The organism is Billgrantia campisalis (assembly GCF_022341425.1).
Classification (GTDB): Bacteria; Pseudomonadota; Gammaproteobacteria; order Pseudomonadales; family Halomonadaceae; genus Halomonas; species Halomonas campisalis.
On the sequence record NZ_JABFUC010000020.1, the window covers coordinates 23,842 to 48,160 of the forward strand.

Below are 24,319 nucleotides of genomic sequence, written 5' to 3' on the forward strand. Positions count from 1 at the left end.
CTGCTAGCACCACCAACCACCCTCACGTCGACAATAACAAGGATAGCCTCATGCGTGACAAGAGCCTACGTTCGACCTCTCATGGACTGCATCATTTCCTGCCGAGCGGCGGGACAGCCGCCCTGGGGGGCTCACCGGACCCGCCTTACTGTTCGGCACCCCGTGCGATTGCACTGCGCGCCGCCCGATCCCGGCGCTCCCAGTCGTCGGCCGCCTGCTGGCCGCGGGCCTGGTTAACGAACAGGCAGATCACAATAGCGACGATGAACAGCGCCGCGCAGAGCAGGATCGAGGCCTGCAGCCCCACCACCGACTGCAGCAGCCCCAGGCCGATGATGCCGAACACCCCGGCGAGCTTGTTGGCCAGCCCCCAGAAGCCGAAGAACTCGGCGGCCTTGCGGGTCGGCGAGAAGAGCCCCACCAGGGCGCGGCTGGCCGACTGGCTGGAGCCCAGCGACAGCCCCGCCAGGCAGCCCACGAACAGGAACAGGTGCTGGGCCTCCCAGTCCAGGCCCAGGCGGGCATTGAGCCACTCGGTCACCTGCGGAGTGCCCCAGATGGCCAGGATCGCCGCCACCCAAAGGGTCAGCGTCAAGAGGTAGGTGACCTTGGTGCCGATACGATCCTGGAGGAAGCCGAAACCCAGGGCGCCAGCCGCCGCGGTGATCTGCACGATGATAAACATGATGTTGCGGATCGACTCGTCCCAGCCGATCACCTGGGCGCCGTAGATGAAGGCGAAGGCGATGATGATGTAGATCCCGGCCATGGAGAACAGCAGCGAGACCAGGAAGATACCCAGGTCGCGGAAACGGCGCAGCTCGTGCAGCGTGGTGGCGATCCGCTCCCAGGCGATGCGGTGGTAGGGCTTGCCGGGGGGCTGGGGGGTGCCGCGCTCCCTGACCCACAGGAAGGTGGGAATGGCGGTGACCAGGAAGAAGGCAGCGGCGAAGGGGCCCACCCAGCGGATGCGCTCGAAGTTCTCGGCAGTGGCCTCGCCGAGCACCAGCAGCGTGAAGCCGGCGGCGAAGAGCCCGCCCACGTAGCCCAGCGCCCAGCCGAAGCCGGAGATCTTGCCCATGTCCTCGGGCGGCCCCAGGTCGGGCAGGAAGGCGGCGATAAAGGACTCGCCCAGGGAGTAGGCATAGTTGGACACCACGATCAGCAGCAGGCCCAGCACCACGTAGCCCGGCGCCACGAAGTAGAGCATGGCGGTGGTGGCCACGGTGGCCAGGTAGCTGGCGAACAGGAAGCGCTTCTTGGACGCCTGGTAATCCATCACCGCCCCGTAGAGCGGCGCGGTCAGCACCACCAGCAGATAGCTCACCGCCAGCGCCAGGCTCCACAGCAGGTTGGCCAGCCGGTAGCCGTCGTCGCGGTCGCCGACGATCACCGTGGTGAACAGCTCGCCGAACACCACGGTGATGATCAGCAGGGTGTAGGCCTGGTTGGCGAAGTCGAACATCGCCCAGCCGACGATCTCCTTCTTGGAGGCTCGCTGCCGGCGCGGTGCGGCGTCGGTCATCACGCTCATGGACGCATCCCTGTGGTCGTCAGAAAGGCCAGACTAGCAGGTCCGCTTCGCACGAGACCATCGCCGAGCCCCCGTTCAGACCAAGTCGCGGGGAATCGTCTCGTCCCAGGTGCGGGCGAAGACCCGGGTCTCGCCCTCCCAGGCATCCAGGGTGGCGCGGATCCGGAACGTCTCGGCGTCGCTTGTCATCAACGTGCGGGTCAGGGTGTGAACCGTCCAGTCGCCGCGCTGGAAGGTGCGCTGCCACTCCGTCCAGCCGCTGACGCTGTCGTAGCTGCCGTAGGCGTAACAGTAACGCTCGGTGACCCTGGCGGCGATCTCCAGGTCGATATCGTCGAGCCGGTAGCGCCCCTCGTCGTGGACCACCTCGAGGGTGGTCTGGTCATTGGCCAGGTCGCGGATCACCCGCCAGGTCTCCTGGGTGGGCTGGATCAGCGTCTTGGCCAGCGGCGGCGCCCCCTCCGGTTCGCCGAAGACCGGCAGCGCCGCCTCTTCGGCAGGGCGCGGCGCCCGGGTGGGCAAGATCAGCCGGCTGCTGCCGGGATAGACGGTGAGTCGCACCGGCTGCGGCGCCGGCCAGGCCAGCGGCCAGTAGCTGGTGGAGAGCGCCAGGCGAATGGCGTGACCGGCCGGAAACTGCTGGGCGATGTGCTTGAGGCTGATCCGCACCCGATAGCGCTGGCCCGGCTCAAGGGGCTGGGGAAACTCGTCGCTGTCGCGGTGGGTGAGATTGAGTAGCCCGTAGGAGACCCGCGTGGCCTTGTCGTCGGTGGCGATATCGGAGAGGCGCAGCGCGACCATGGCCACCGGCTGGTCGGCGGAAAGCTCGAGTTCGACCTCGGGCGCGCCGCAGATCTCCAGCGGTGCCTCAAGGCGTGGGGTCTGGAAGATCAGCGACCCGCCGTCCTCGTCGCGCTGGTCATGGGGCAGGTCGGGCGGGGCGTTGTAGGAGCACCACTTGCCGGCATAGAGCCCCACTGAGAGGGGCGAACGGATATCCAGGCAGGCCGACTCATCGCCGTCGCCTTCGCCGTCGCCTTCGGGGAGCAGGTCGTGGCCCACGGTGAGCCGGAACGAGGCTGGCAGGATATTCGCCGAGGGCCAGACGGGCTCGGCCACCCAGCGACCGGGGCGCGCGTCGTAGCGCGCCGAGGGCGGTACCGACTCCTGCATCCAGACGCGCAGCATCGGCTCGTCCATGATCCCGGTCTCTTCGTCCTTGAGCCACTGGTCCCACCAGCGCAGCGACTCCTGGAGAAAGCCGATGGCCGGCCCCGGCACCCCCAGATGGGGATACTTGTGGGCCCAGGGCCCCACCAGGCCCTTGCGCGGGACATCGATGCCCGCCAGCAGCCGGAACACCGCGTTGCAGTAGCCGTCGGCCCAGCCACTGATGGCGTAGACCGGGCACTGGATGCGCGAATAGTCTTCGCACACCGAGCCGTGCTTCCAGTAGTCGTCGCGACGCTGGTGGCGCAGCCAGGTAGCGAGCCACAGGCCGCTGCCGTCGAGGCGTTCGAGCCACATCTCGCGCCAGCGCTCCCCCACCAGCTCGGGGTCCGGCGGGCAGGCGTTGCCGTCGAACATGGTCGAGGCCCAGGAGAGGTTGTCGGCCAGCAGGCAGCCGCCCATGTGGTGGATGTCGTCGGCGTAGCGGTCGTCGGTGAAGCACAGGGCGATCACCGCCTTGAGCTGGGGCGGCTGCAGGGCGGCGATCTGCAGGCCATTGAAGCCGCCCCAGGAGATGCCCACCATGCCCACCTCGCCGGTGCACCAGGGCTGCGCCTCGAGCCAGGCGAGGATCGCCAGGGCGTCATCGAGCTCCTGGGGCAGGTACTCGTCGGTGAGCACGCCATCGGACTCGCCGGTGCCCCGGATGTCGACCCGCACCCCGGCGTAGCCGTGGCCGGCCCAGTAAGGGTGCATCTGAACGTCGCGCTCGGCGGTCAGGTCACGCTTGCGATAGGGCAGGTATTCGAGAATCGCCGGCACCGGATGCAGCTCGGCGTCCACCGGCCGCCAGATACGCGCCGCCAGGCGGGTGCCATCGGGCAGGGGAATCCAGGTCTCCTCCTCCATGACCCGCCGTGGAAACCGCTCGATGATGCGCATGCCGCTCTCCTTAGCCGTCGATCTCGTCAAACCCGAAAAACAGCCGCGCGGCCAGGCTGTCATAGCGTGCGTGCAGCTGTTCCACATCGTCGGCCCCGAGCCACACATGGGCCAGCGCATAGCTGTAGCTGTCCTGTTCGGGCAGGCTCGACAGCCGCTGCCCCTCCGCAACCTGAAGCTCGATGGCGCTGCCCGGGAATTCTGCCTTCAGGGCGGCGATCTCTTCCACCGTCGGCACGCGGGTCACCCGCGCATCGCGGAAGAACACCCGGTAGAAGAACTTGGCCGCCAGGGGAAAGGCCCCCTGCCGCGACGGCATGTCCGGGCGCCGGCCCAGGGCCAGGTCGACGGTGACCTGCTGGTGACTGACGCCGTCGACCTTCTCGAAGAGATCGCAGTGGGACTGGGAGATGCGCGTATTGATCTCCAGCAGCCAGATTCGCTCCCGCACCTCGTCCCAGAAGTACTCGACGTTGAAGGCGGCATTGTCGTAGCCGATGTGGGTCATAACGGTTTGCGTCAGCTCGCGCATCTTGGCCTGCACATAGTCGGGCAGCCCGGACGGATAGCGATAGTGGAAGAAGCTCAGCACCCCGGGATAACGCAGCGAATCGACGATGCCGTAGCTGACCACCTCGCCCTCAAAGACGTAGCCCTCCACGGTGCACTGCCAACCGCCGATGACCTCCTCGGCCAGGCAGAAACCGCCATCCACCCCGGCCACGCCCGCGGGCAGGCGCGCCTGTTCCAGCACCGTGTTGAAGGGGTCGGCGATCAGGCCGATCTGGTCGCGCAGCTGCTCGATGGCCCGGTAGAAAGTCTCGGGGCTGTCGATGAGAAACCCCAGCCGCGAGCCCGACGACTTGATCGGCTTGACGAAGAAGGGGATGTAGAGCCCGGCCTCACCGATCCGCGTCAGCGCGTCATCGTCGAAGGGATCGAAGGCGGTGAAGGCCGGGATATGCTCGGGAACCACCTCCTGCTGCACCCGGCGGCTCCAGTACTTGTGCTCGCATTTGAGCAGGCTGGCCAGCGAGGTGGTGCGCGTGCCGAAGCGCTCGCAGAGGATCGGCAGCATGGTCGAGACGGGAAAGTCCATGTAGCCGACGATGGCGTCGATGGAACCCTCGAAGGCCTCGAGCCGGGCCGTGGCCTCGTCGAGCATGGCGGCGATATCGAACACCTCGGTGTCATAGACCCGCTCGGGGTCGATCACCCCGTGGAAGCGCAGCCCCTCGGCGCCGCGCAGTCGGGCGAGCCGCTCCCGGTTGAAGTCATTGAGCCCCACCACGAAGACATTTGCGGGATTCGACATGTCACTTCCCCTCCCATGGGGCAACAGGGGGCTCAAGGCCCGACTCTAGCAGCATAGTCCAACCCTCGGCGATGCTATCTAGCGTTGGCTGGCAGGTAATGACATCGCCGAAGGCATCGGCTAGCTTGGAAGCGCTTGGTGACCGCTTTGTAACGGGTGACCGCCCGACGACATGGATGACGTGGCCAGGAACACAGCGCATGAAAAAATCACTTCTGCTTGCTGTCTGTTGCGTGTTGCCCGTTCCGACACAGGCGGATCTGCAGGCGCTGACCTTCATTACCGAGGAGTATCCCCCCTACAATTTCCAGCGCGACGAGCGTCTGGAAGGGATCTCCATCGAGATTCTCGAGCATATCTTCGAGCACACCGGCACCCCGCTGACCCGGGATGACGTGCACTACTACCCTTGGGCCCGCGGCTACGACACCGCCCAGAGCGAACCGAACACGGTGCTGTTCTCCACCACCCGCAGCGCCCAGCGCGAATCGCTGTTCCAGTGGGTCGGCCCCATTGCCACCGACCGGGTGTCGTTGATCGCCCGGCGCGACAGCGACATTCGCCTGGCGGATATGGAGGCGCTGCTCGAGAGCGACTACCGCATCGCCGTGATTCACGAGGACATCGGCGCCCAGCGGCTGCTCGAAGCCGGCGTTCCCAGCGAGCGCCTGCGCCCGGCGATCAGCAACGTCAGCGCCCTGCGCATGCTCGACCGCGGCAGGGTTGACCTCTGGGCCTATGGGGAGGACGTGGCCTTCTGGCTGATAGAGGAGAACGGCCTGCCGAACACCGACTTCATGCCGGTGCTGAACCTCAGCGAGTCGGACCTCTACTATGCGCTGCATCGCGATACCGACCCGGCGCTGGTCGAGCGCATGCAATCGGCGCTGGATGCCCTGCGCCGGCAGGGCAAGCTGCGCGAGATCCTGGATGGGGACACCACCGTCTTCAATACCGAGGAGTATCCCCCCTTCAACTTCCTGAATGCCGACGGCGAGGTCGATGGCCACTCGACGCAGCTGCTCCGGGCGACCCTCGAGGAGGCCGGACTGTCGGCCACCTTCCGTCTGCTGCCCTGGGCACGTGCCTACACCGAGGCCCGACTGCGCGACAACCACTGCGTCTACTCGACGACCCGAACCGAGGAACGCGAGCCCCATTTCACCTGGATCGGCCCCCTGGCGACCAGCCACTGGGCGGCCTTCACTCTCGCCGACAGCGACCTCCACCTCGACTCGCTGGACGAGCTCGAAGGGCTGCGGGTGGGCAGCTTCCGCGAGGACGCCGTGGGGCAGTTCGTGGAACAGCAAGGCCTCCCGGTGATGGTGGCCGCCGCCGAGCACGAAAATATCGCCCGGCTCGAGGCGCGGCTGATCGATGTCTGGGTAACCGGTGAACAGACCGCCCGCCACCTCGCCGCCGATGCCGATATCGCGCTGCGCCGTCAGTTCCATTTTCGGGAGGTCGACCTCTATCTCGCCTGCCATCCATCGGTCTCCGCCAGCTTCGTTGCCCGCCTCCGGGCCGCCCTGGCCACGCGCCTCGACGGCGAGCCGCCCGACCTCCAGCATCCCAGCTACCCGCAGCCCTCGGCGGAGCCCGACGCATGAGCCCCCCTCCCCCGCGCCCGACTATCGGGGGACGGCACAGCCTGACCGCCAAACAGGCGGCGCTGACGCTGGTCATCGCCCTGCTGTTGAGCGTAATCGCCGGGGGGATCGAGCTGGCCTCGGATGCGCGCACCATGCGCCAGGAAGTGCAGAGCCAGACTCGCCACATGCTGGACCTGGTGCAGGGGACCGCCGCCGAAGCCGCCTTTCAGCTCAACCCCGAACTGGCCGCCCAGGTCGCCGATGGCCTGGTTGACGGCGAGCACGTGGCCCGGGTGGTGATCCGCGACGACTTCGAGCGCATCATGGCGGCCCGGGGGCAGGCCGGGGAAGCCGCCGCCGGCCGGCTCACCCGCGCCCTGTTCGGCGACAGCCTGCACTACCACAGGCCGCTGACCTACCAGCTGGATCGCAGCGGCCCCGCCGACACCGTGGGCGAGATCGAACTGACCCTCTCCCTGGACAGCCTGGGCCAGGCCTTCATCGACCGCAGCCTGCTGATCGTCTCACTGGGGGTGCTCAAGGCGCTGGCCATCGCCGCGCTGGTGGTCGCCGCCTTCCACCTGGTCATCACCCGGCCACTGCTGAGGGTGCATGCGGCGATTGCGGCGAGCGACCCACAGCGCCCGGGGCAGTGGCCCAAGCCGCAGCTGAAAGGACACGGCAACGACGAGCTGGGCCATCTGGTGGAGAGCCTCGACGGCCTGCTCAAGGCCTTCCAGCACGGTCTGGATCAGCGCGACCGCTTCCACCAGATCTCCACCAGGGATGGCCTCACCGGCATTGCCAACCGGCGGCGGTTCGACAGCTTCCTGGCCGACTCGTGGCAGCGGGCACAGCGCTCCCGAACACCGCTGTCGGTGATCTTAATCGACATCGACAATTTCAAGGACTTCAACGACCACTACGGGCACGTCAGCGGCGACGACACCCTGCGCGCCGTCGCCAGCGCCCTGACCGACACGGTCACCCGCGCCACCGACCTGGTCGCCCGCTACGGTGGCGAGGAGTTCGTCTGCGTGCTGCCCGAAACCGACCTGGAGGGCGCCCGGCGGGTCGCCGGCCGTATCCGCGAGGCCATCCTGGCCCTGGGGATCCCCCACGCCCGCTCGGCGGGGCGCGACCGGGTCACCGCCAGCCTGGGAGTGGCCAGCGCCATGCCCGGGGAGGACGGCATGACCTGCGAGCAGCTGCTGGAAAGCGCCGACCGGCAGCTCTATCACGCCAAGCGGCAGGGGCGGGACCGGATTGCCTCCTCACACCTCGAGTAGCCCACCTCAGCCGCGCTCTCCCCTGCCATCCGGCGTCGCGCTCCGTCCGCCCGGCGGCTCCTCCGGCTGGGCCTCGCTGCCCCGCTGCAGCCGCTCGATCGCCTCGCCGCCCTGCCTCGCCAGGGTCCCGAGGCGGTTGATTTGGTCATCCAGCTGCGGCAGCGCCTCCTGCCGATAGCGGGATAGATCGTCGATGGCCGCCATGACATCGCCGAAGGCCTCCTCCAGCGACTGCATGTCGAGCAGCGCCGAGGAGGCGCGGGTCTGGATCTCCACCCCCTGGTGGCGCAGCGCCTTGGCGGTGCCGGCGATCATCTCCGAGGTGGTGGCGTTGAGGGACTCGACGCGGTCCAGCACCAGCCGCTGGTTGGCCAGCGCCAGGGCCACGGCGATGGCCACGGTGAGCGCGGAGACGGTGACATGGATGGCCCGGTCCACCCCGCGCATCAGCTCGCGGTTGTTGCGGATGATCACCTCCAGCGCCAGCACCCCCTGCTGGCTGACCGCCACCTGCTGCTGCAGATCGACGATGCGCTGACGCAGCGGAAACAGCAGCTCCTCCTCGATGAAGCGGCGCCGGGGGCTGTCATCATCGAGACGCGACACGGCCTGATGCAGCCGACGGTCGATCAGCCGGCCCAGGGCGATCTGACGGTTCAGCCCCGCGAGGATCTCGCGCAACGCCTCCTGGTCGTCGCCCAGGGTCAGGTTGTCGCGATGCAGCATGTCGCGTCCGGCCTCCAGGTCGGCAATGATCGCATCCAGCGCCTGCTGGGCATTCTCGAACTTGCGGAAGTAGCGCTGCAGGCGGCTGCCGGCGCCGGGGATCTTCGCCAACACCCGGTCGAGTCGCCCCGTCGACAGCCGGTGCTGGCGCGGGTCCAGCGCCTGCATCTTGCCCCGCAGGTCGACCAGCGCCTGGGCCACCGGCCCCCCGTCGTCGCCGTGATGCGCCAGCTTGCGCAGCGGCGTCTGCAACATCGCGCTCTGATGGGCGGCCTGCTGCTGGAGCTCGAGCCCCATTTCGTCCACCGCCCGGCGCTGCTGCGCCAGGGTCGCGGCATCCTCGGCCCCGGCCAGGACCTCGTCGGCGAAGGCCTCGGCCATGGCCACCAGCTCGGGGTCGTGGTTCACGGCCTCGTCATGCTCCTCGGCCTCGGGGGCCGTCTCCACCAGCTGGCGGGCGATCTCCTCCACCGGCGGCAGCGACAGCCGGGAGCCCTTGTCGGACTGCTGATTCATATGCACCTATATCCCCCTGAGTCCTACCTCAAAGCTAGCAGTGTGCCGCACCTAACGCTGTCCGCTGCGCCCGTAGCGCTCGGCGCGCCCAACGAAGCGACGCAGCTCCTCCAGCGCCTGGTCGGTGGCCACCGAGGCCTGCGGTCGGCCGGTCTCGATGCGCGCCATGGCCACCGCGGTATCGTCGAGCACGGTCAGGGCCGACTCGTTGCGCGCGGCGAGGTGGCGCAGGCGCCGCTCGGTGCCTTCGATCAGCTCCAGGCGTCGCTTGAGGGCGATGCGCTCCTCGACGGTCAGCCGCTCGCCCTCGCGCTCCAGGCGGCGGCGCACGAAATCGCCGTCCAGCCCCACCACACCGCGGGCCTGGGAGGCCATGGAGGTGAGGTTGTCCACCGCCCCGAGACACACCTCGGTGACCAGGGTGCGCGAACGCTCGAAGGCCAGCTCACTGCGGTCGAAGCGCCCTTCCAGCACCGCCATGACATGGCAGTAGCGGCTGTAGAGGCGGTCGGCCTGGATCGCCAGGTCGGGACGGCGCACCTCGAGCAGTGCCTGCTTGGCGCGGCACAGGGCCAACACCAGGTCGTCGGCCTCCACCGGCGGGTTGGCCGGGTCGAGCACCGCCACCCCGGCCTCGCGGGCCTCGCGCTCCTGCTCGGCCCGGCGGCGATTTGCCTCGGCCTCGAGCCGAGCCTCCAACCGCTTGCGATGGCGCCGCTCCCGCCAGCGATACCAGCGGCGCTCGACCGGCAGGGCCACGGCGATCGCCACCAGCCCCGCCAGCCATCCCGCCAGGCTCGGCCCGAAGCCGCCCCACAGCGAGGTCAGCCACAGCAGCATGCTGAGGAAGGGAATCACCAGACAGTAGCGGAAGATCACCTGCAGGCGACCGGGACGCTCGGTAGGCACCGCCAGGCGTGGATTCGCCAGCCCCAGCAGGCACCAGGGCACACAGGTGAGAAAGAGTCCGTAGGCAAATCCCTGCAGGAATCCCAGCATAGGCCTCGCTATCCGTTACCGATCGACGCGCCACTCACAGCAGCAGGGACAACGCCAGCGCCAGCGCCCCCACCAGCAGCGCGGTAATGACGGCAATATCCACTGCACGGTCGAGCCAGCGGTCGAAATCCACTTTGGTGCGACGGCGCGGCTGACGACGTCGCGTTGCGCCGCGGCGCAGGCCGCGTCTCGAGCCAATGAGCCGCATGGTGGAAATCCGATGTTACCGTATTGCCTGAGCTTACGACGTGCAGCCCTCGCTGACTACCATTGCCCACTGCGTCGAGGAACGGGCCCGCAACCGGCTGCCGTGATACCCCACCGGGGATTGCATCCTGGCACCGATGGCCCGATGCTATAGAAACACAGCAGGCTAAGCATTTTCCCGACCGGATCCCACCATGCCGCCACTCACCGACAGGCCTCTCTGCGCAGCGCTTCCCCCAGCGCCCCACCAAGCCGACCGCAGCGCCTCCCCTCACCCTACCGGCGGCGCGGGTATCACCTTGGCTGCGCGGATATGACGCGCCCCACGCCCGGAGCCCAGCTGGATCTGGCCGGCACCCTCGTCGGCATTCGCCGTATGGCGCCGCTGAGCCTGTTCGTGATCGTGTTCGGGCTGGCCTTCGGGGTCGCCGCCCTGTCAAGGGGCCTCTCCGGTCTGGAAGCGGTGTTGATGAGCGCCCTGGTCTTCGCCGGTGCCTCGCAGTTCGCCGCCCTGGAGCTGTGGGGCCCCCAAATCCCGCTGCTGCCGCTGATCGCCATCACCTTCGCCATCAACGCCCGCCACCTGCTGATGGGGGCGGCCATCCAGCCGTGGCTGGCCCACCTGCCAGCCCGGCAGCGCTACGCCAGCGTGGTGCTGATGAGCGACTCCAACTGGGCCATGGCCGCCGCCGACTACCGCAGCGGCGCGACCAATGTCGGCATGCTGGTGGGCGGCGGCATCGCCCTGTGGCTGGCCTGGGTGCTGGGCACCCTGCTGGGGGTAGCGTTCGGCAGCGGGATCGAACAGCCCGAACGCTTCGGGCTCGACGTGATCATGGGCTGCTTCCTGCTGGCCATGCTGGTGGGAGGACAGCGTGATCTGGGCATGCTACTGCCCTGGGCGGCGGCGGCACTTGCCGCCCTGGCGGCCATGGCCTGGCTACCCCCCCACGCCCACGTAATCGTCGGTGCCCTGGCCGGCGGCCTGGCGGGCCTGCTGCTGCCGAGCCGCGGGGAGACGCCGTCGTGAGCCTGCCAACGACGCTTGCCGGCACCTTGGCTGCCCTGGTCATCATGGCCCTGGTCACCTACCTGACCCGCTCAGGCGGCGTCTTCATCATGTCGCGCCTGCCCATCGGCCCACGGGTGGAACGTTTCATCAACGCCATGGCCGGCTCGGTACTGGTGGCGGTGATCACCCCCATGGCGGTTCAGGGCGACTGGGGGGCCCGCCTGGCGCTGGTCGCCACCCTCGTTGTGATGCTCGCCACCCGCCGGCCGTTGCCGGCCATCCTTGCCGGCATCCTTACCGCAGCGCTGTGGCGGCTGTGGTAGCCTGCCGGCAACCGGAACATTTATCCCTTAGCGCCCTCCAAGGGCCAGCCATTCGATACGCCGGTGCATCGCTCAGGCGTACCCCTTCCGCTGGAGACGTCCATGACCGACCCCCACGATCCCCGCCGCAACCCCGCCTGGCACGCCGCCCAGCAGTGGCGGGAGCGCGCCCGCCAGACACGCCCATCCGGGGGCCTCGGCGGGCTGAAGATGCTCCTGACCTGGCTGCTGTTCGGCATCATGCTGATCATCGGTACCGTGCTGGGGCTGTTCTTCCTGCTGCTAGGCTGGGCGATGCTGCCCATCGTTCGCTACCGCATGAAAAAGCGGCTCGAGCGACTACGCGCCGAGCAGGCCGAAGACGTGGGCGGGAGCGTCCACTATCGGGAGGCCCGCTATCGGGAGGCCCGCTATCGGGAGACATACTCAAGCCGGGGCGACGAACGCGACCAGCAGGTGCTGGAGGGCGACTACGAAGTGAAGGCCGACGACGAGGCAAAAAAATGACTCTTCGCAGACTGGCGTGAAAAGGCTTTGTGGGAGGGACGGTTCGACGCCTCGACTTCAGCTCGCGAAGTAGCGCGGAGCGCTACCAAATGGGCGCCTGCGGCGCCTTCGCCCGGCAGAGCCGGCCTCCTACAATGCACCTCCAGAACTGATTCACGCTAAGTTGCGATGAAGCAAAAAAATGACCCGTCGGATGCGACGGGTCAACAAGTGATAGGGGCCAACTGACGGCTTTCGATCGAGTCGATAGTCTGACGACGGCCGCGTCCTTTGCTGAGCCGTCGAGGCCCCGCGTAGCCACGCCGCGGGGCCTCCAATGTTCCGTTCGCTCTTAGGCCACCGGCGTCAGCCAATCGGCATCCAGGGCCTGCTTGCCGCGCACCAGGTCGAAGTACATCGACTGGATCTGCTCAGTGATGGGGCCACGCCTGCCGGCACCGATGGAGCGGCCGTCGAGTTCGCGGATCGGCAGCACTTCGGCGGCGGTGCCGGTGAAGAAGGCCTCGTCGGCGATATAGATCTCGTCGCGGGTGATGAGCTTCTCGCGCAGCTCATAACCCAGGTGCTCGGCCATGCGGAACACGGTGTTGCGGGTGATACCGTTGAGACAGGAGGTGAGCATCGGCGTGTAGATGACGCCGTTCTTGACCACGAAGAGGTTCTCACCGGAGCCTTCCGCCGCATAGCCCTGGGGATCGAGCAGCAGGGCCTCGTCGTAGCCGCCGCGCTGCGCCTCGGCCAGCGCCATCATCGAGTTGATGTACTGGCCGTTGGCCTTGGCGCGGGTCACCGAGATGTTGACGTGATGGCGGGTGAAGGAGGAGGTCTGCACCTTGATGCCCAGGTCGCGCGCCTCGGGCGCCATGTAGGAGGGCCACTCCCAGGCGGCGACGATCACGTGGGTCTTGAGATTGTCGGCACGCAGACCCATTCCTTCGCTGCCGAAGAATACCATGGGCCGCAGGTAGGCCTCCTTGAGGCCATTTTCGCGCACCGCCGCACGGCACGCCTCGTTAATGGTCTCGCGGTCGAAGGGCATGGGCATGCCGAGGATCTTGGCGGAGTCGAACAGCCGGTCGGTATGCTCCCTGAGACGGAAGATCGCCGCTCCCTTATCGGTGGCGTAGGCGCGCACCCCTTCGAAACAGCCCATGCCATAGTGCAGGGTATGGGTCAGCACATGCACCTGTGCATCGCGCCAGGGAACCAGTTCGCCGTCAAACCAGATGAGACCGTCGCGGTCAGCCATCGACATAGTATTCGTCCTTTGTCGTGAGTCGTGGTGTTCGTCGTGTGTGAAGCGTGTTTGGAAGCCGCGATATCGAAGGCGGCGTGCCGCAGGGCACGCCGCCGTTGAATCCGGGTGGCCGGATCAGGATGCCGGTTCGAGCAGTCGCTGCCAGAGGACGGTGACGGCCTCACGGTGATCGCCGACTTCCGACTCTCGACCAACGCTCGGCTCGCGGGTCAGCGAGGCGCGGTGGGCGGCGCTGCGATAGGCCAGATAGGCATCGCGCAGGCGCCGACAGTCGCCCCCCGGTAGCCGGCCGGTCGCTTCCAGTGTCTCCAGAATACGAATATTGTCGCTGTAGGCCAATAGATCAGGCGCATCATGGCCCATGGAGAGCACCGCGAACTGGCATAGAAACTCGATGTCGACCATGCCGCCGGCGTCCTGCTTGAGGTCAAACGCCGCACTTGCGCCCTTGCTGCCCAGATGGTCGCGCATCTTGCGACGCATCGCCACCACCTCCTGGCGCAGCGCCTCGACGTCGCGCGGGCGGCCGAGAATCTCCCGGCGCACGGCGTCGAAGCCCTCGGCCAGGCGCGGATGGCCAGCCACCACCCGGGCCCGCACCAGCGCCTGATGCTCCCAGGTCCAGGCCTGGTGGCGCTGGTAGTCGGCGAAGGCCTCCAGGGAGGTCACCAGCAGGCCCGAATTGCCCGAGGGGCGCAGCCGCATATCCACCTCATAGAGGGCCCCCGCCGGAGTCACCGCGGTCAGCAGGTGGATGATGCGCTGGCCCAGGCGGGTGAAGAAGACCGGCGCATCGAGGGCGCGCGCGCCGTCGGTAGCGGCCTGGGAGTCGGCGTCGTGGATGAACACCAGGTCCAGGTCGGAGCCGTAGCCCAGCTCGATGCCACCCAGCTTGCCGTAGCCGATGATCAGGAATTCCGGCTCATCGCCGGCACGCTCGCCGTCACGCCCCTGCGGATAGCCATGCTTGCGCACCAGGTGGCGCCAGGCCATGGCCAGCACCGCCTCCAGCAGGACCTCGGCGATATAGGTCAGGTAGTCGCTGACCTTCATCAGGTGGCGGGTGCCGGCCACGTCCGAGGCGGCCACCCGGAGCACATGGGCGTGCTTGAACACCCGCAGCGCCTCGAGCTGGGCCTCTTCGTCGTCTTCGGGGATGCGCCCCAGCGCCTGGCGCAGCTCGTCAGCCAGGCTCGCCTTGTCGGCCGGGGTGTAGAGCGTCTCGGGGGTGAGCAGCTCATCGAGCAGCTGCGGGTGGCGCGCCAGCTGCTCGGCGATCCAGGGGCTGGCGCCGCACAGGTGCATCAGGTGGCCCAGCGCCTCGGGGTTCTCACGCAGCAGCGCCAGGTAGGCGGTACGCCGCAGCACGGATTCGATCAGCGGCAGCACCCGCTCCAGCGCGGTATCCGGCGCCTCGCTGCGGGCCACCGCATCGAGCAGCAGCGGCATCAGCGCCTCGAGCCGCTCGAAGCCGATGCGCTGCATGGCCTGCACCTGGCGTGAGTGGCGCAGCGTGACCAGCCGCCGCCGCGCGGTGTCGGGCTCGGCAAAGCCCGCCTCCTCGAGCAGCACGCTGGCCTCCTGCTCGTCGAGCTCGCCGCACCACAGCGCGCGCCACTCGTCCAGCGACCCTCCCGCCTCTTCGGGCGACTCGTCGGCCTCCTCGACCTCCCCCTCCGGGTCGGCGATCACCGCGTCGAAGTGCTGCCGCACCCGCTCGCGGACCTCTTCGAGCCGCGCCATGACCGCCGGCCAGTCGGCCATCTCCAGCGCCAGGGCCACCCGCTCACGGTCATGGTCGTCGCCGGGCAGGCTCTGGGTCTGGCGGTCCTCCAGCGCCTGCAGGGCGTGCTCCAGGTCGCGCAGGAAGACGTAGTCGGGGAGCAGCTCCTCGACCACCTCCCGAGGCAGCAGCCCCAGGTCGGGCAGCCGCTCCATCGCCGTCTTGAGCGAGGTGACCTGCAGCTCGGTGTCGCGCCCGCCGCGGATCAGCTGGAAGGCCTGGACCACGAACTCCACCTCGCGGATGCCGCCCGGCCCCAGCTTGATGTTGGCCTGCATGCCGCGGCGCTTGACCTCGCGGTTGATCAGCGCCTTCATCTCGCGCAGCGACTCGATGGCGCCGAAGTCCAGGTACTTGCGATAGACGAAGGGGCGCAGGTTGGCGAGCAGCTCATCCCCCGCCTCCCGGTCGCCGGCCACCGGCCGGGCCTTGAGCATGGCGTAGCGCTCCCATTCGCGACCCTGATCCTGGTAGTAGCCGGCCAGCGAGGCGAAGCTGCCCACCAGCGGGCCGCCGTCGCCCAGCGGACGCAGCCGCATATCGACCCGAAAGGCGAAGCCATCGGCGGTGACCGCGTCAAGCGCGGTAATCAGCCGCTGGCCCAGCTTGGTGAAGTATTCCTGGTGCGTGAGCGGCTTGCGCCCGCCCTGGGTCTCGCCCTTCTCGGGAAAGGCGAAGATCAGGTCGATATCCGAGGAGAGATTGAGCTCGCCGGCGCCCAGCTTGCCCATGCCCAGCACCACCAGGCGCTGCTCGCTGCCGTCGCCGCGCGGCGCGGGCCGCCCCCAGCGCGGCGCGAGGTGCGCCTCCAGCCAGCCGAGCGCCGCCTCCAGGCAGGTCTCGGCCAGCCGCGACACCGCCGCGGCAGTCGCCCACATGTCGGTGCCGGGCGGACGCGTCAGGTCGCGCCAGACGATGCCCAGCATGCGAGCCCGCCGAAAGCGGCGAATGGCGGAATGCAGGGCGGCCTCGTCCTCGGCCGCCTCCAGGCGCTCCTCCAGCCAGTCGCTCAGAGTAGCGGGCTCCGGGGCCTCGTCCAGCTCGCCGCTGGCATCCAGGTGCAGCAGCCAGTCGGGGTGGCGAACCAGGGTCTCAACTGCGAAGTCGGAGATCGCCAGCACCCGGGCCAGCTCCCCACGCCGGGAGTCGGCGAGCGCCTGCCAGCTCTCCGAGGGCGGCTCCTGGCCGGTCATCTCGGCGACGTTGTCGGCCTGCACCAGGCTGTCGTGGAGGCGCTGCCAGGCCTGGGCCAGGGGCCCCCTGAGTACCGCGGGGATGTCGCCGGTGGGCAGAAAGTCATCGCTAGGGACCATGGGCATCTCGTCTTTTCGCCGCTCGAATGCCCCCAGCATAGCGAAGCCGGGGCGCCTGCGGCACCCCGCAGCCGATTCCCGCCCTTTAGGGAAGCGCTGAACAAATCACCGAGCGAGATGAAGCGCAAGGCGCACGGAGCACAGGAACCGGAGCCTATGGGGTATAGGTGAGGATTCCGCGCACCGCGCAACGCAGCGATTCGCTCGTGTAGGCTTTTGTGCAGTGTTTCCTTCAGCCGAGGAGCTTCTGGCCCGCCAGCAGGCCCCAGGTCAGCCCGGCCAGCACCAGCGTCAGCATCACCGCCGCGGAGCTGATGTCCTTGGCCCGCCCGGAGAGCTCGTGGTGCTCGGTGCCGATCCGGTCCACCACGTTCTCGATGGCGCTGTTGAGCAGCTCCACGATCAGTACCAGCAGGGCGCTGCCGACCAGCAGGATCCACTCCACCGGCCCCTCGCCGATCCACCAGGCCAGCGGCAACAGGGGCACGCAGAGCGCGAGCTCCTGACGAAAGGCCGACTCATGACGAAAGGCGGCCCGCAGCCCCTGGAGGGAGTAGCCGGTGGAGTGGACCAGGTGCCGCCACCCCGTGTGTCCATGCTTCATATCGCCGCTTCCCTGTTGCCGAAATCGTCTTGTGCTGCGAATGCGTGGCCGAGCCGTCAGTGGGCGTCGATCATGCGGGTGAGGTCCTCGGCCAGAGGGTCGAGGACCTGGGCCCAGTTGAGCCAGGGCGTATTGGCGGTACCGTTGACCATCACGCTGAACACCCCCCAGCGCCCGCTGCGGGTACGAAAGTAGCCGCTCACGGCGCGCACCGCCACCGGCTGGTTGAGGGTCCCGGTCTTGAGCATTACGTGATGCTGGAAGGTCGGCGACCCGCGTCGGATGAAACGCATCACCCCGTTGCCTGGCGACTGGAAGCTGGCCACGAAGCTCGGAAACAGGGCGGGGCGATGGAACATGCTGGCCAACAGGGCGTTGGCCCCGCTGGCCGAGAGCCGATTCTCCGGGGTCAGGCCGCTGCCGCTGAGCAGACTGAGCGGCCCGTGGTCGGGGATGCCGGCCACGAAGTGTTCGATGGCCGCCGCGCCCTGCTCCAGGTCGGCCCGCGGCGTCTCCACCAGGTTGAGCGCCAGCACATCGGCCATGAAGTTGTTGGAGTAGTTCATGGTGCGCAGCAGCAGCTCCTGCAGCGGCTTGCCGTCCACCGCCGCCAGGGTGCGCGCCCCGGCGGGGGGCGGCTCGATGCTCACCGCGTAGCTCTCGCCCACCCGGATGCCGCTCTGTTCGAGCATCGCCTTCAGAGTGCGGGCGGTCTGGCGGGCCGGGTCACTGCTGGCGCGATAGACCTCCCGGGGCACGGCGTTGAGCGAGATCTGGCCACGCACCACCATGACGTCCTTGCCGTCGCGGGTGATCCGCTCGGCATTCAGCTCGGTGCCACTGTTGGGCGGCCGGGTCTCGACCCGATTGTCGATCTCGACGATGGCAACCTGGCTGTCGCAGCTGGTGATGCTCGCCGGCGACCCGGCGGCGGCGCCGGGCGCCACGCTGACGCACCAGCTGCCGAAGTTGACGCCCGCCGAGGAGAGCAGCGCGCTGTAGGCATTGGCCACCCGGGTCTGCGCCTGGCAGCGGTCGGTGGTGATGCACGCCACCGGCCCATAGCGCCACTGGCTGACCACCAGCCGGCCATCCACCTCGCGCACCCCGCGCTGGTGCAGCCGCTGCGCCAGGCGCCACAGCTCCTCGGTGGTCAGCGCCGGGTCGCCGCCGCCGTCCAGCAGCAGGTCGCCGCGCAGGACGCCGTCCTCGAGCTCGGCATCGCTGACCAGCCGGGTGGTGAAGCGGTGCTGGGGCCCCCAGCGGTCCAGGGCCGCCGCCGCCACATAGGCCTTGGAGACCGAGGCCGGCGACAGCTGCCGGTCGGGCTCGATGGCGCCTAGCACCTCATGACTATCCAGCAGTCGCGCCTCGGCACCGACCAGAAAGCCTCGCTCGGTCAGGCGAGCCAGCTCCGTAAACCCCGACGCCATGGCCGTCATCGGCAGTAGCAGCGCACACAGCACAGCGAATCGACGCAACATCTTGTCTCCACTTAGCAGTCATCGACGCCGGGGCGCCTATGAGGCCGCACCGGTTCAGTGTGCGGCAAAACGGGAAAACACCTGAATCACCACCACCCCGCCAATGATCATTGCCATGCCCAGCAGTGCCGGCAGGTCGGGACGCTGTCCATACACCACCAGGCCCACCAGGGCGACCAGCACGATCCCGAGCCCCGCCCAGATGGCGTAGGCAATACCCACCGGGATGCTGCGCAGCACCAGCGACAGCAGATAGAAGGCCAGCACATAGCCGACCGCCACGGTGACGCTGGGCCACAGCCGGGTGAAGCCATCCGAGGCCTTCAGGGCGCTGGTGGCGACCACCTCGGCCACAATGGCCAGGGCCAGATAGACAAAGGCCATGAGCAACTCCTCAAGGGGGGGGGTGAACAAGGCTTTTAGACAGCGCCTATGGGAATCCCGCCATTCTAGCCATCCGCAGCCCCGGCGTCAGGCTGGGGTACCAGAGAGGGCGAATGGGGCAACGCAGCCACCAGCCGCCATAGGGACTGACCGCTAGCATGATACTTTTGTTCGAATGGCGTGAGGCAGGGGTCCGGAAGGTGGGGGGCCAACTCGGCCTGTTCGCCCGTCGCCCGCTCCACCGCCAGGGCGAACTCCTCCACATAGAGCCGCCAGTTGGAACGCAGCTCGAGCCGCCCCCCCAGCGCCAGCAGCGCCGGAAACACCGGATGGCCATGCCAGCGCATCTTGAGGTGCGCCGCCTTGGGGTAGGGGTTGGGATAGAGCAGGTAGTGGCGCTGCGGTCGCCAGTCGGCCGCCAGTGCCAGGCGCCAGAAGTCCACCAGGTCGGCGCGCACCAGCAGGGCATTGGCCGGCAGCGGGCCGTGATCGCGAGCGAGACGATCGGCGCTGCGATCCACGCCGATGACGGCATGCTCGGGGAAGCGCTCGGCCAGGCGCCGGGTGGATACCCCCACCCCGCAGCCGGCATCCAGAATCAGCGGCGCGCCGCGCCGGCCGAGCCAGGCGTCGGCCTGGGCAAAGGCGTCGCGGGTGTGCGCGGCCAGCGGCTTGCGCAGCGGGTGGGCCAGGGCACGTTCGACGCGCCGGATCAGGTCGTCATGAGGGCCTGACTGATTGGTGGTGACGGTGCGGGAGGAAGCGTGCATGGACGGTCGCTGTGCCAGGCTGCGGGGCCATGCATTCTACCAGCCGCGCGGCACAAAAAAATGGCGCACCCTCGGAAGAATGCGCCCAGATACCCACTCGTATGACTCAAACAGCCCCGTCATCATAGACCGGGCACCGGCAGTTTTCAAACGTTTGTTTCAGCGCCGGCCACAAAGGCCCAGCGGGGCGCCCCATGACGGGGTCGCGAGGCGGGTGCTATGATCGGCCCTCTCATATTAATAACCCTGACTCGCATCAACAGCACAGTGAGGAAAGCGGCTTGTCTCATTTACCGGTGATCGTCGGCATGGGCGGCATCAACGCCGCCGGACGCACGTCTGGCCATCAAGCATTTCGTCGCACCGTGATCGATGCCCTGACCGAAGACGACCAGCAGACGCTACTGCTGGGCCTGGCCGCCTTGATGGGGCTGGGCAGCCACCGGGGCGACACCTGGCACGATGCCGACGGCGAGCCTGTCGGCGCCGCCGAGCTGGCCGAGCGGTGCCGCGCCCAGGTGCTGGATCATACCCTGATCCGGCGCATCGAAGACCCGCGTTTCAATGAAGCGGGGCTGCCCGCCAACCGCCGGGCCAGCCTGGGCCTGGAGGCGCCACTCACCTTCCGGATACGGCGCCGCCAGCTGCCCGACCAGGTACCGCCCACCTGGCAGGTCCGCGAGATCGATCGCCACACCTTGGAGGTCACGGTACCCGCCGGTGCGCTGGATGTGCTGCTGCCGGAGACCCGGCCAGCCCAGGTGCGCGCCGCCGGTCAGCTGCCCAGCGGCTTCGACCCCAGCAAGCTCTACCGCAGCGTCCACCATCCCCGCGGCCTCTCCATGGCGATCTTCGCCGCCAGCGATTGCCTGGGCGACAGCGGGCTGTCTTGGGATACCCTGCGCGACCGCCTCGACCCCGACCAGGTCGCGGTCTATGCCGGCAACTCCATCGGCCAGCTCGATGACGAGGGCTGGGGCGGCCTGCTCAAGAGCTTCGTCTCCGGCAACCGCGCCACCTCCAAGCAGATGCCGCTGGGCTACGGTCAGATGCCGGCCGACTTCTTGAACGCCTATGTGCTGGGCAGCGTCGGCGGCACCGGCGCCGCCCTGGGGGCCTGTGCCAGCTTTCTCTACAACCTGCGCCTGGGGGTCGAGGACATCCGCAGCGGCCAGCGCCGGGCGGTGATGGTGGGCACCGCCGATGCGCCGGTGACCCCGGAGATCATCGAGGGCTTTCGCGCCATGGGCGCGCTCGCCGATGACGACAGCCTCAAGGCGCTGGACGCCCTGGAGCTGCTCACCGACGCCGACTACCAGCGCGCCTGCCGCCCCTTTGCGCGCAACTGCGGCTTTACCATCGCCGAGTCCAGCCAGTTCGTGCTGCTGCTGGACGACAGCCTGGCCCTGGAGGTGGGCGCCGAGATCCTTGGCTGCGTACCCGCCGTCTACGTCAACGCCGACGGCTGGAAGCGCTCCATCTCGGCACCGGGCATCGGCAACTATGTCACCCTGGGCAAGGCCACGGCCCTGATCCGCGACATGCTCGGCCCGGAGGCCCTTCGTCAGCGCAGCTTCCTACACGCCCACGGCACCAGCACGCCGAAGAACCGCGTCACCGAGTCCCACGTCTTCGACCTGGTGGCCCGGGCCCATGGCATCGACGCCTGGCCGGTGGTGGCGGTCAAGGCCTTCGTGGGTCACTCCCAAGGCGGTGCCGCCGGCGACCAGCTGGCCAGCGCCCTGGGCAGCTTCGCCCACGGCCTGCTGCCGGGCATCCCCACCCTGGACGCCGTGGCCAAGGACGTGCATGCCGAGCGCCTCGCCTTCTCTCGCGTACCGCGCGCCTTCCAGGCCGATACCGCCTTGATCAACGCCAAGGGCTTCGGCGGCAACAACGCCACCGGCGTGGTGCTCTCCCCGGCGGTGACCGAGCGGCTGCTGGCCCGGCGTCACGGCGACGCCGCCCTGGCCGCCTGGCGCGAGCGCCGCGAGGCCACCCGCGAGGCACGCGCGGCCTACCTGGCCCAGGCCGACCACGGCCACTACCGGGTCCGATATCGCTTCGGCGAGGGCGTGCTGGAGGGACCGGAGCTCGAGGTCAGCGCCGAGCGGATCGATATCCCCGGCTATGCCTGCCCGGTCTCCCTGGCGCCGGACAACCCCTTCGGCCGCCTGGACGACTGAACCGCGGCGGCCGGCGGATATTGTCGGCCGGGCCGCTGGCGGTTACCCTGACCCACCCAGCAGTTCCAGCGAGCGGCGAGCGAATGAACATCGCGGTCTATCCCGGCACCTTCGACCCCATCACCTACGGCCACTTCGACCTGATCGAGCGCGCCTCCCGGCTGTTCGACCGGGTGGTAGTCGCAATCTCGGCGAGCCCCGGCAAGGGCCCAACCCTGGCGCTGGAGACCCGCATCGCGCTCGCCGAGGAGGTGGTCGACGAGCTCGACAACGTCGAGATCATCGGCTTTTCGGGCCTGCTCACCGACCTGCTGGCCGAGCAGCAGGCACGCATTATCCTGCGCGGCCTGCGCGCGGTCTCCGACTTCGAATACGAACTGCAGTTGGCCAACATGTACCGCGCCCAGGTGCCGGAGCTGGAAAGCGTCTTCCTGACCCCTGCGGTGGAGAACTCCTATATCTCCTCCACCATCGTGCGCGAGATCGCCAAGCTCGGCGGGGACATCTCCCGGCTGGTGCATCCCAGGGTCGCCGAGACGCTGCACAGCCATTATAATACCTGACTAAAATACTCGGCGATCCGCGCCACCCCTGTCGCCGTCCTGCCCCAGCCGAACACCCTCGGGCGGAGGGGCCAGGCGCTCGGACCCATTCGTGAGGTAGCCCCATGGCCCTGCTGATCACCGACGAATGCATCAACTGCGACGTCTGCGAACCCGAATGTCCCAACGGCGCCATCTCGCCGGGGGAAGAGATCTACGTCATCGACCCGAGCCTGTGCACCGAGTGCGTCGGCCACTACGACGAGCCCCAGTGCCAGCAGGTCTGCCCGGTGGACTGCATCCCGCTGGACCCGAACCGCCGTGAGACCCACGACGAGCTGATGGCCAAGTATCGCCTGATCACCGCCGCCTGAGCGGCGTCGCCTGTACCGCCCGCCCCGCTCCGGCGGAGCGGTTGCGTTCCGGCAAGCCCAGGGCCAAGATGGCCCGTTTTCATCCCTGAAGGTTTGCCGTGAGCCGCACGACCGCCACTCCCGAGGCTTCCCGCCACGCTGCCGACCGCCGCCGAATCTGGACGCTGGCCTGGCCGATCATCCTCTCCAATATCACCGTGCCCCTGCTGGGGCTGGTGGATACCGCTGTAGTCGGCCACCTGCCGGACTCCCGCTACCTGGCCGGGGTTACCCTGGGCGCCACCCTGTTCAGCTTTCTCTACTGGGGCTTTGGCTTCCTGCGCATGGGCACCACCGGACTCACCTCACAGGCGGTGGGAAGGGAGAGCGACGGCGAAGTGCGCAACCTGCTGGGCCAGTCGCTGCTGCTGGCGGCGGGCATCGGCACGGCCCTGATCCTCTTCTCCCAGCCACTGATCGCCCTCGGCCTATGGCTGCTGGATGGCAGCGAGGTGGCCACCGCCCTGGCGGCGGAGTACGCACAGATTCGCATCCTCTCGGCGCCGGCGGTACTGGCCAACTACGCCATCCTCGGCTGGTTCCTCGGCCAGCAGAACTCGCGGGTGACGCTAGCCATCCTGGTGCTGACCAACGGCGTCAATATCGCCCTCGACCTGCTGTTCGTGGTCGGGCTTGGCATGACCAGCGACGGGGTGGCCTGGGCCACGGTGATCGCCGACTACACGGCACTGGCGTTCGGCGGCGCGCTGGTGATGCGTCAGCTGAAGCTGCTCGAGGGCCGCTTCCTGCGCGAGCGTCTGCTGCGGCTGGGCGCCTACGGCGAGCTGTTCCACGTCAACGCCAATCTCTTCGTACGCACCCTGGGGCTACTGTTCGCCATGGCCTTCTTCACCTCCCGCGGTGCCGTGCAGGGAGATACCGTGCTGGCCGCCAACGCCGTACTGCTGCAGTTCATCATGCTCACCGCCTACGCCCTGGACGGCTTTGCCCATGCCGCCGAGGCGATCGTCGGCCGCGCCGTGGGCCGTCGACGCTGGGACGAGTTCGCCGCCGCGGTTCGCTCGGCGGCCTGGTTCTCGCTGATCACCGCCGCCGCGGCCGCGCTGGTCTTCGCCCTGGGCGGTCAGTACCTCATCTCCCTGCTTACCAGCCTACCGGAGGTGCGCGCCACCGCCGCCAGCTACCTGCCCTGGATGGTCGCCATGCCGCTGATCACGGTGTGGAGCTACCTGTTCGACGGCGTCTTCATTGGCGCTACGGCAATTCGCGAGATGCGCAACAGCATCTTCGCCGGGCTGGCCGTTTACCTGCCGGTATGGTGGCTCAGCCAAGGCCTGGGCAACCATGGCCTGTGGCTGGCTTTTCTGACCTTCGCCCTGGTGCGCTCGGCGGTGCTGACCGGCTACTACCTGCACTACCGACGCACGCGCTGGCGCCCATCCCTTTGACAGCGGCTCTCGGGGCCGGCAACGTTGACCAGTCGAACGTG

General features: G+C 68.3%; 21 protein-coding genes. 9 read left to right on the forward strand and 12 right to left on the reverse strand.

Features of this window, described 5'->3' with window-relative positions:
* Window positions 1-145: 145 nt before the first annotated feature.
* The 3 genes from HOP52_RS18265 to HOP52_RS18275 form a co-directional block, all read right to left on the reverse strand.
* Window positions 146-1,534: an MFS transporter gene (locus tag HOP52_RS18265; protein WP_238978947.1), complete on the reverse strand. Its 1,389-nt coding sequence runs from the start codon at window positions 1,532-1,534 to the stop codon at window positions 146-148.
* A gap of 75 nt (window positions 1,535-1,609) precedes the next feature.
* Window positions 1,610-3,646 carry a CocE/NonD family hydrolase gene (locus HOP52_RS18270; RefSeq protein WP_238978949.1) on the reverse strand — a complete coding sequence of 679 codons (2,037 nt, stop codon included), beginning with the start codon at window positions 3,644-3,646 and terminating at the stop codon, window positions 1,610-1,612.
* Window positions 3,647-3,656: 10 nt separating this feature from the next.
* Window positions 3,657-4,961, reverse strand: coding sequence for an ATP-grasp domain-containing protein (locus HOP52_RS18275; RefSeq protein WP_238978951.1), 1,305 nt, complete (start codon window positions 4,959-4,961; stop codon window positions 3,657-3,659).
* A 200-nt stretch (window positions 4,962-5,161) separates the two neighbouring features.
* Here HOP52_RS18275 and HOP52_RS18280 point away from each other — a divergent pair, with 200 nt between their 5' ends.
* Both HOP52_RS18280 and HOP52_RS18285 read left to right on the forward strand, forming a co-directional pair.
* Window positions 5,162-6,571, forward strand: a complete 1,410-nt coding sequence (locus HOP52_RS18280; RefSeq protein WP_238978953.1) for a substrate-binding periplasmic protein — start codon at window positions 5,162-5,164, stop codon at window positions 6,569-6,571.
* A complete protein-coding gene (locus tag HOP52_RS18285; RefSeq protein ID WP_238978955.1) occupies window positions 6,568-7,842 on the forward strand; it encodes a GGDEF domain-containing protein in 1,275 nt (424 codons plus the stop codon). The genes HOP52_RS18280 and HOP52_RS18285 overlap by 4 nt, the downstream gene beginning before the upstream one ends.
* A 6-nt stretch (window positions 7,843-7,848) precedes the next feature.
* Here HOP52_RS18285 and HOP52_RS18290 read toward each other — a convergent pair whose 3' ends face one another.
* Genes HOP52_RS18290 through HOP52_RS18300 form a run of 3 tightly spaced genes read right to left on the reverse strand, consistent with a single transcriptional unit; the run spans window position 7,849 to window position 10,291 of the window.
* The gene (locus HOP52_RS18290; protein ID WP_238978956.1) at window positions 7,849-9,084 is read right to left on the reverse strand and encodes a toxic anion resistance protein; all 1,236 of its coding nucleotides are present in this window, start codon (window positions 9,082-9,084) and stop codon (window positions 7,849-7,851) included.
* 51 nt (window positions 9,085-9,135) lie between these two features.
* On the reverse strand, window positions 9,136-10,083 hold the full coding sequence (locus HOP52_RS18295) for a cobyrinic acid a,c-diamide synthase (protein ID WP_238978958.1): 948 nt from the start codon (window positions 10,081-10,083) through the stop codon (window positions 9,136-9,138).
* A gap of 34 nt (window positions 10,084-10,117) precedes the next feature.
* On the reverse strand, window positions 10,118-10,291 hold the full coding sequence (locus tag HOP52_RS18300) for a hypothetical protein (protein ID WP_238978959.1): 174 nt from the start codon (window positions 10,289-10,291) through the stop codon (window positions 10,118-10,120).
* Window positions 10,292-10,603: 312 nt separating this feature from the next.
* Between HOP52_RS18300 and HOP52_RS18305 the strand changes: the two genes are divergently transcribed.
* The 3 genes from HOP52_RS18305 (at window position 10,604) to HOP52_RS18315 (ending at window position 12,132) form a co-directional block, all read left to right on the forward strand.
* Window positions 10,604-11,320 carry an AzlC family ABC transporter permease gene (locus HOP52_RS18305; protein WP_238978961.1) on the forward strand — a complete coding sequence of 239 codons (717 nt, stop codon included), beginning with the start codon at window positions 10,604-10,606 and terminating at the stop codon, window positions 11,318-11,320.
* Window positions 11,317-11,625, forward strand: a complete 309-nt coding sequence (locus HOP52_RS18310) for an AzlD family protein (RefSeq protein WP_238978963.1) — start codon at window positions 11,317-11,319, stop codon at window positions 11,623-11,625. The genes HOP52_RS18305 and HOP52_RS18310 overlap by 4 nt, the downstream gene beginning before the upstream one ends.
* A gap of 102 nt (window positions 11,626-11,727) precedes the next feature.
* On the forward strand, window positions 11,728-12,132 hold the full coding sequence (locus tag HOP52_RS18315) for a hypothetical protein (protein WP_238978965.1): 405 nt from the start codon (window positions 11,728-11,730) through the stop codon (window positions 12,130-12,132).
* 331 nt (window positions 12,133-12,463) lie between these two features.
* Here the strand turns inward: HOP52_RS18315 and HOP52_RS18320 are convergent, their stop codons facing one another.
* The 6 genes from HOP52_RS18320 to trmB form a co-directional block, all read right to left on the reverse strand.
* Complete coding sequence (locus HOP52_RS18320) at window positions 12,464-13,387, reverse strand: branched-chain amino acid transaminase (protein ID WP_238978967.1); 924 nt, start codon at window positions 13,385-13,387, stop codon at window positions 12,464-12,466.
* Window positions 13,388-13,504: 117 nt separating this feature from the next.
* A complete protein-coding gene (gene glnE, locus HOP52_RS18325; RefSeq protein WP_238978968.1) occupies window positions 13,505-16,486 on the reverse strand; it encodes a bifunctional [glutamate--ammonia ligase]-adenylyl-L-tyrosine phosphorylase/[glutamate--ammonia-ligase] adenylyltransferase in 2,982 nt (993 codons plus the stop codon).
* Between the two features lie 232 nt (window positions 16,487-16,718).
* Window positions 16,719-17,090: a diacylglycerol kinase gene (locus HOP52_RS18330; protein ID WP_238978969.1), complete on the reverse strand. Its 372-nt coding sequence runs from the start codon at window positions 17,088-17,090 to the stop codon at window positions 16,719-16,721.
* A gap of 56 nt (window positions 17,091-17,146) precedes the next feature.
* Window positions 17,147-18,574: a D-alanyl-D-alanine carboxypeptidase/D-alanyl-D-alanine endopeptidase gene (gene dacB / locus HOP52_RS18335; RefSeq protein WP_238978970.1), complete on the reverse strand. Its 1,428-nt coding sequence runs from the start codon at window positions 18,572-18,574 to the stop codon at window positions 17,147-17,149.
* 54 nt (window positions 18,575-18,628) lie between these two features.
* A complete protein-coding gene (locus tag HOP52_RS18340) occupies window positions 18,629-18,958 on the reverse strand; it encodes a DMT family transporter (protein ID WP_238978972.1) in 330 nt (109 codons plus the stop codon).
* Between the two features lie 65 nt (window positions 18,959-19,023).
* Window positions 19,024-19,728: a tRNA (guanine(46)-N(7))-methyltransferase TrmB gene (gene trmB / locus HOP52_RS18345; protein ID WP_238978974.1), complete on the reverse strand. Its 705-nt coding sequence runs from the start codon at window positions 19,726-19,728 to the stop codon at window positions 19,024-19,026.
* Between the two features lie 308 nt (window positions 19,729-20,036).
* On the opposite strand from trmB, the gene HOP52_RS18350 reads away from it, so the two are divergent.
* From HOP52_RS18350 to HOP52_RS18365, 4 genes are all read left to right on the forward strand, one after another.
* On the forward strand, window positions 20,037-21,914 hold the full coding sequence (locus HOP52_RS18350) for a beta-ketoacyl synthase (protein ID WP_238978997.1): 1,878 nt from the start codon (window positions 20,037-20,039) through the stop codon (window positions 21,912-21,914).
* 83 nt (window positions 21,915-21,997) lie between these two features.
* Window positions 21,998-22,477, forward strand: coding sequence for a pantetheine-phosphate adenylyltransferase (gene coaD / locus HOP52_RS18355; protein ID WP_238978975.1), 480 nt, complete (start codon window positions 21,998-22,000; stop codon window positions 22,475-22,477).
* Window positions 22,478-22,581: 104 nt separating this feature from the next.
* A complete protein-coding gene (locus HOP52_RS18360; RefSeq protein ID WP_238978977.1) occupies window positions 22,582-22,830 on the forward strand; it encodes a YfhL family 4Fe-4S dicluster ferredoxin in 249 nt (82 codons plus the stop codon).
* A gap of 98 nt (window positions 22,831-22,928) precedes the next feature.
* The gene (locus tag HOP52_RS18365; protein WP_238978979.1) at window positions 22,929-24,278 is read left to right on the forward strand and encodes an MATE family efflux transporter; all 1,350 of its coding nucleotides are present in this window, start codon (window positions 22,929-22,931) and stop codon (window positions 24,276-24,278) included.
* Window positions 24,279-24,319 lie beyond the last annotated feature (41 nt).

Coding starts and splice junctions, on each gene's coding strand:
- dacB (WP_238978970.1), bottom strand. CDS start 18,574: ATGTTGCGTCGATTCGCTGTGCTGTGTGCGCTGCTACTGCCGATGACG.
- HOP52_RS18300 (WP_238978959.1), bottom strand. CDS start 10,291: ATGCGGCTCATTGGCTCGAGACGCGGCCTGCGCCGCGGCGCAACGCGA.
- HOP52_RS18285 (WP_238978955.1), top strand. CDS start 6,568: ATGAGCCCCCCTCCCCCGCGCCCGACTATCGGGGGACGGCACAGCCTG.
- glnE (WP_238978968.1), bottom strand. CDS start 16,486: ATGGTCCCTAGCGATGACTTTCTGCCCACCGGCGACATCCCCGCGGTA.
- HOP52_RS18360 (WP_238978977.1), top strand. CDS start 22,582: ATGGCCCTGCTGATCACCGACGAATGCATCAACTGCGACGTCTGCGAA.
- HOP52_RS18320 (WP_238978967.1), bottom strand. CDS start 13,387: ATGTCGATGGCTGACCGCGACGGTCTCATCTGGTTTGACGGCGAACTG.
- HOP52_RS18265 (WP_238978947.1), bottom strand. CDS start 1,534: ATGAGCGTGATGACCGACGCCGCACCGCGCCGGCAGCGAGCCTCCAAG.
- HOP52_RS18315 (WP_238978965.1), top strand. CDS start 11,728: ATGACCGACCCCCACGATCCCCGCCGCAACCCCGCCTGGCACGCCGCC.
- HOP52_RS18290 (WP_238978956.1), bottom strand. CDS start 9,084: ATGAATCAGCAGTCCGACAAGGGCTCCCGGCTGTCGCTGCCGCCGGTG.
- trmB (WP_238978974.1), bottom strand. CDS start 19,728: ATGCACGCTTCCTCCCGCACCGTCACCACCAATCAGTCAGGCCCTCAT.
- HOP52_RS18275 (WP_238978951.1), bottom strand. CDS start 4,961: ATGTCGAATCCCGCAAATGTCTTCGTGGTGGGGCTCAATGACTTCAAC.
- HOP52_RS18330 (WP_238978969.1), bottom strand. CDS start 17,090: ATGAAGCATGGACACACGGGGTGGCGGCACCTGGTCCACTCCACCGGC.
- HOP52_RS18350 (WP_238978997.1), top strand. CDS start 20,037: ATGGGCGGCATCAACGCCGCCGGACGCACGTCTGGCCATCAAGCATTT.
- HOP52_RS18295 (WP_238978958.1), bottom strand. CDS start 10,083: ATGCTGGGATTCCTGCAGGGATTTGCCTACGGACTCTTTCTCACCTGT.
- HOP52_RS18340 (WP_238978972.1), bottom strand. CDS start 18,958: ATGGCCTTTGTCTATCTGGCCCTGGCCATTGTGGCCGAGGTGGTCGCC.
- HOP52_RS18270 (WP_238978949.1), bottom strand. CDS start 3,646: ATGCGCATCATCGAGCGGTTTCCACGGCGGGTCATGGAGGAGGAGACC.
- coaD (WP_238978975.1), top strand. CDS start 21,998: ATGAACATCGCGGTCTATCCCGGCACCTTCGACCCCATCACCTACGGC.
- HOP52_RS18280 (WP_238978953.1), top strand. CDS start 5,162: ATGAAAAAATCACTTCTGCTTGCTGTCTGTTGCGTGTTGCCCGTTCCG.
- HOP52_RS18305 (WP_238978961.1), top strand. CDS start 10,604: ATGACGCGCCCCACGCCCGGAGCCCAGCTGGATCTGGCCGGCACCCTC.